Below are 5276 nucleotides of genomic sequence, written 5' to 3'. Positions count from 1 at the left end.
GTCGGGGCGGTGGGCTCCGCGGGTGGCCGGGCACCCACGGGTGCCGCCGGGTGGGCCGGGCTCGGCACCGGGGACGGCGGTCCGCGGTCGCCGAGCCCGTGGACGGGAAGTCACGCGGTCGCCGGATCCGGGGACGGTCCCGTGAGAGCCGTCGACGGCAGCGCCCCGGCGGGGCAGGATCACGGGCGCGCACCGGTTGCCGCAGTGCCGCCGGGACTGCGTCCGACCGACGACGACCAGGACGTCGAGCGGCGCGTGCGCACCGCGGTGCTCGACATTCGCGACGGCTCCGTCGCCGTGCCCCCCGTGATCGGGGCGGGGAGCCCCGCGTGACGCTGGGCGGGGCGAGCGTCGAGGTCGGGATCGCCGAGCTGTACGAGATCGCGAGCGGCGTGCCGGGGCAGGTGCCGTCGGTGGTGCACGGTCCGACGACGCGCGGGCTCGACGTGTCGACGCCGGCTCCGTCCCTCTCGCGGGGGCGCCGCGCGCAGGTCACCGACCTGGTCCGACGGCTTTGCGGCGCAGTCGATCTCGTGGAGATCCGGGTGGTCGGTCACGCCCCGGGGGTCGCGGACCTGCGCGGCTGTCTGGTCCGGCAGGTCGACACCGATCTGTGGGTCACCCGCCGCGGCGACACGATCGCGATCAGCGAGACCGGGTCCGGACGGTCGATGCTGACGGCCGCGCTCGGTGTCTGCGCCGGCCGGGCCGTGGACGAGGTCACCGACACGCCGTCGGTGGTGGCCGATCGGGTGTCCCGGATGACGACGGACCGCGTGCGTCACGCGGAGATCGTGGCGCTACGCGGGGAAAGTCGCCGCTGGCCGGTCGTGGCAGTGGTCGACACGCCGGCGGGGCGGACTCTGACGGTCACGCGGGCGAGCGTGACCGGTCTGCGGACCACGCTGCAGTCCGGGACCGCACCGCGGATCGGGGCTGCGGTGCAGGCGGTTCTGGCCGCGGCCTCCGGCGCCGATGCCGGCCGGGACTGTCCCCGGGCGCAGGGAGTCGCGCCCGCGGTGATCGCGGGACCGCTCTATCCCATCGGATCGTCCGGTGTCCGACTGCCTTTCGTCTCGAACGGCGGTGTGTAGGTGTCCCAGCGCACGCACTCCCACGTGCCGTCGCCCCGTGCGAGCAGCTCGACCGACCCGGTGTTGGGCAGGTGGTTGTCGGCGGCGAAGTCGGGGTCGACGTCCGACACCGCCGCCGTGACCAGACGAATGGCGGCGCCGTGACTCACCACGTGGACGGTCGCGTCGGCGGGGTGCTCCCGGCGCAGGTCCTCCAGCACGGGGACGTAGCGCGCGAGCACCTCGTCGGCGGACTCGCCGCCGGGGACGCGGGCGGCGGTGTCGCCGTGCAACCAGCGTTGGTAGATCGCGGTGAAGCGCGCGTGGTCGTCGTCGCCGTCGCGGTCCTCGAGCTCGCCGACGTCCGTCTCCTGCAGCCCGTCGCGCACGACGTGCGATGCACCGGTGAGCTCGGCGATGTGCGCGGCGGTCTGCCGCGCGCGCAGAGCCACCGAAGACACCACGAGCGTGGGCGGAACCGTCAGCGCCGCAGCGTAATCACGGGCCTGGCGGTGTCCGAGGTCGGTCAGTTCGGCGCCGGGCGGGCGGGTGTCGAGCCGGCGTGCGACGTTCGATCGGGACTGCCCGTGCCGAACCAGGACCAGGCGGAACGTCACGAGGTTCCGGCCCCGGCGCGCAGGTCGGCCAGCCAGCGATCGCTGTTCTCGCTCGCGGCGGATCCCCCCGGCCCCTCCGACCCCGACGACGCGGACACGTGATGGCTGGGCCACGAGCCGAGGAAGCGGGTGTCCATCTGCTCGTGCAGGACGCGCAAGGCGTCGGCCACCGCGACGTCGTCGAGGTGACCCACGCAGTCGAGGTAGAACCGATACGTCCCGAACTGCGTTCGCAGCGGCCGGGATTCGATGAACGTCAGGTCGATGCCGCGGATGGCGAAGACACCGAGCGCCGCCACCAGCGTGCCGGGTCGGTTGTCCGGCGTGAGGACGACGGCGGTGCGGTCCGACCCGGTGCGCGCGGGCGGTGGGCACGGCCGGGTCACCAGGACGAAGCGCGTACGGGCATTGCCGACGTCGGCCACACCGTCGGCAAGCACCGGCAGGCCGAAGCGTTCCCCGGCAAGGCCGGTGGAGACCGCGGCGTCGGCCAGTCCGGACGCGACGTCCTCGGCCGCCGCGGCGTTCGACGACGCGAATTCCACCTGTGCGTGTGGCATCTCGCGTTCGATCCATCCCTGGACCTGCGCTGCGGCGTGTGGGTAGGCCCGCACCGTGCGCACGTCGGCGAGGTCAACGCCCGGTCGACCGACGATGGTGAAGGCGACGTCGAGTTCGGTCTCGGCGACGATCTGCAGACGGTCGCCCAGGGCGAGCGCGTCGAGGGTCGGCGGCACGGACCCCTGCACCGAGTTCTCGATGGGCACCACCGCGGCGTCGGCCTCACCGCGCCGCACCAGCTCGAGGGTCGCGGGCGGATTCGAGGCCGACACCCGCTCGACGCCGGGGCCGACGACGCCGTCGGATTCCATTTTGGCGAGGGCCATCTCGGTGAAGGTTCCCGACGGGCCGAAATAGGCGATACGCACGCCGCCAGGCTACTCGAGCGGACCGTCGGCCCACTCGGGAACGCGTCGCTGCAGGTCGGCGACGACCGTCGCCGGATCGGGCACCTCGATGCCGAGCAGCACCGACCGTGTCGCCTCCACGGCGTCGGGGTGCAACCGCAGCAACGCCGACACGTCCGGGGAGAGGAGGGCGCGGCGCACGTCGTCGCCCCGCAAGGACGCGACCACCCCGGCGAGAGTGGCCACCACCTGGTCCGCCGTGCGCGCGATCGCGTGGGTGCCCCGCGTGACGTGGGCGGCGACGGCGAGGGCGTCGGCAACGCGGTCCAGATCCGGGCCGTCGACGGGATCGTCGGGGAGCCCGGTCAGGTCGACGACGCCGTGGTGACCGGCCGCATCGACGGCCTGCGCGACCTCGACCACGTCGCCGCCGGCGCAGTGCACGATCAGCGGCGCGGGCAGGCTCAGCGCAAGGGCGTCGGCGAGGTGGTCGTGCGGGGTGTCCACTCGGTAGGCGCGCGCGGCCGGGGCGGGGTCGGGCGGCTCGACGTCGAGGCGCACGACGGCGCCGGCCACCGCGCTGAGGTCCACCGCTGGATCGCGTCCGGACCCGAGGCTGCTCGCCGGGACCGACCGGCCGCCGATCCACGGGTGCTCCGCGATGCCGTCGGCGAGCGAGGCGGTCTGCGCGATGAGCAGGCCCGTGAGCAGGGCGCGCGGGTCGCGGCGCGGACGTGGGCCGGAAAGCACGAGGGGAACCGAGGGCACCCCCGGAGTCTAGGTCTCGCCCCGGCTCCACCCGGCTTCCTGTTGCGCATCCCCACCCCTGCTGGTTAGCTAACCCTTACCTAATTCGAGCAGCTCGTTCACCTCAGGGGGATCCGACATGGCCGGCGTCACCACCACCGCCACCGCACCGTCGACGGCCGAACGGGTGCGCAGCGTCTGCCTGCGGGCCGACACCGCGATGCTCGCCGCACCCGGCAGCGCGCCCGTCGCCACCTCGATGCACTTCCTCCGCGAGCCCGGCGAGGTGGTCGTGGTGGTTCCCGCCGACAGCACGGTCGGAGCGTTGACCTTCCAGGCCGGGCGAGCCGGCATTCCCGCCGTCCTCGAACTGACCGACCACGCCCCGCTCGACCTGGGCGAACGGGTCCGGTCCCTGGTCTGGCTGCGCGGCGAGCTCCGCCGCGTCCCGGAGACCGCGGAACGGTCGGTGGCCGCCGCCGTCGCGTCGCAGTTCCCGCATCCGGGTCTGCTCGACGTCGGGCACGGGGGTGTGCTGCTGCGACTGATCCTCGATTCCGTGGTCGCAGCGGACTCCACCGGTGCGGAGCCGGTGCCGGTGCGGGACCTGCTGCAGGCCGACCCCGATCCGTTCTGGGAGATCGAGGGGGACTGGCTGCGGCACCTCGACACCGACCACGCCGACATGATCGCGGCCATCGCCCGGCGCCTGCCGCCGTCGTTGCGTGTAGGGCGTCCGCGGCCGCTGAGCATCGACCGCTTCGGCATCGGACTGCGGATCGAGAGCGAGACCGGGGACCAGGACGTCCGGATTCCGTTCCCGCAGCCCGTGGCGGACGGCACCGAACTGAGCCGCGCGCTCCGCATCCTGGTGGGGTGCCCCTTCATGAACGGACTGCGCGCTCGCGACGGTCGTTGACTGCTGCACAATCGATCCGGTGACCACCCGCCCGCCGGATCCGAACTCGCCCCGCGCGATCCGGTGGGAGATCGCCGTCGTCCTGCTGGTGACGTTCGGGCTGAGCGGACTGTCGTCGGTCCTCTCGCTCGTCGAGAGTGCCCTCGAGGCCGGCGCGCTGTCGGATCAGAGCGTGGCGATCAACGTGCCGCAGTCCGCTCTCGGCCCCATCGACTTCCTGCGTCAGCTGTTGTCGGTGCTCCGGCTTCTCGCCTGGGGCGGGCTCGGGCTCTACTTCCTGTGGCGCAGTGGACTCGGGCCGCGCGCGATCGGCTTCGCCCGCGCCCGCCTGCGACCCGACGTGCTGCACGGCGTCGGGCTCGCCGCGCTGATCGGCGTTCCCGGACTGCTGTTCTACCTCGCCGCCGTCGCCCTGGACCTCAACGTCACCGTCCAGCCGAGCACCCTGAACGACGTGTGGTGGCGGCCGGTCACCCTCACCCTCTCGGCGGTCGCGAACTCCGTGGCCGAGGAAGTGCTGGTGGTGGCGTGGCTGCTCTCCCGACTCCGCGCGCTGGGGTGGAGCGACAACCGCTCCCTGGTGGCCTCCGCCCTGCTGCGCGGCAGCTACCACCTGTACCAGGGGTTCGGCGCCGGACTGGGCAACGTGGTCATGGGCCTGATCTTCGGTCGGTACTACCAACGCACCACCCGGCTCTGGCCGCTCGTCGTCGCGCACGCGCTGATCGACGTCGTCGCCTTCGTGGGGTACTCCGCGCTGCGCGGCCACCTGTCCTGGCTCCCCGGCTAGAGTCGCGTCGTGAGTCAGCAGCCCCCGTACGACCCCCGGCGGCGACCGCCTCCCGATCCGCGCCGGTCGCGGTCGGAGGAGCCGCCGGTCGTCCGTCGGCGCTCCGGAACTCCCCCGGACTGGACTCCGCGGCAACCTCCCCGTCAACCGCCCCGCCAGCCCCCGCCATCCGTACAGCGCGACCCGCGCGCCTGGTCGGCGGTTCCCGACGCACGACGCGAC

General features: G+C 73.5%; 6 protein-coding genes and 1 pseudogene. 4 read left to right on the top strand and 3 right to left on the bottom strand.

Going from position 1 to position 5276, the window contains the following annotated elements:
* A pseudogene (locus tag HQ603_RS18665) lies at positions 1-333 on the top strand (hypothetical protein); the annotation flags it as partial.
* Positions 330-1094, top strand: coding sequence for a hypothetical protein (locus HQ603_RS18660; RefSeq protein ID WP_222686241.1), 765 nt, complete (start codon positions 330-332; stop codon positions 1092-1094). The pseudogene HQ603_RS18665 and the gene HQ603_RS18660, both read left to right, overlap by 4 nt.
* Here HQ603_RS18660 and HQ603_RS18655 read toward each other — a convergent pair.
* Genes HQ603_RS18655 through HQ603_RS18645 form a run of 3 tightly spaced genes read right to left on the bottom strand, consistent with a single transcriptional unit; the run spans position 1037 to position 3366 of the window.
* Complete coding sequence (locus HQ603_RS18655; RefSeq protein ID WP_222686240.1) at positions 1037-1690, bottom strand: histidine phosphatase family protein; 654 nt, start codon at positions 1688-1690, stop codon at positions 1037-1039. The two genes, HQ603_RS18660 and HQ603_RS18655, sit on opposite strands and share 58 nt — an antisense overlap.
* Entirely contained in the window at positions 1687-2619 is a 933-nt protein-coding gene (pheA, locus tag HQ603_RS18650; protein ID WP_308126619.1) for a prephenate dehydratase, read from the bottom strand. Before pheA ends, HQ603_RS18655 begins: the two co-directional genes overlap by 4 nt.
* A gap of 9 nt (positions 2620-2628) precedes the next feature.
* Positions 2629-3366, bottom strand: coding sequence for a hypothetical protein (locus HQ603_RS18645; RefSeq protein ID WP_222686239.1), 738 nt, complete (start codon positions 3364-3366; stop codon positions 2629-2631).
* Between the two features lie 118 nt (positions 3367-3484).
* On the opposite strand from HQ603_RS18645, the gene HQ603_RS18640 reads away from it, so the two are divergent.
* A complete protein-coding gene (locus HQ603_RS18640; RefSeq protein WP_222686238.1) occupies positions 3485-4264 on the top strand; it encodes a DUF2470 domain-containing protein in 780 nt (259 codons plus the stop codon).
* A gap of 10 nt (positions 4265-4274) precedes the next feature.
* Positions 4275-5054 carry a CPBP family intramembrane glutamic endopeptidase gene (locus tag HQ603_RS18635; protein WP_222686242.1) on the top strand — a complete coding sequence of 260 codons (780 nt, stop codon included), beginning with the start codon at positions 4275-4277 and terminating at the stop codon, positions 5052-5054.
* Positions 5055-5276 lie beyond the last annotated feature (222 nt).

This window comes from Rhodococcoides corynebacterioides (assembly GCF_019834675.1).
Classification (GTDB): Bacteria; Actinomycetota; Actinomycetes; order Mycobacteriales; family Mycobacteriaceae; genus Rhodococcoides; species Rhodococcoides corynebacterioides_A.
This window is presented reverse-complemented; position numbering and strand designations above follow the sequence as displayed.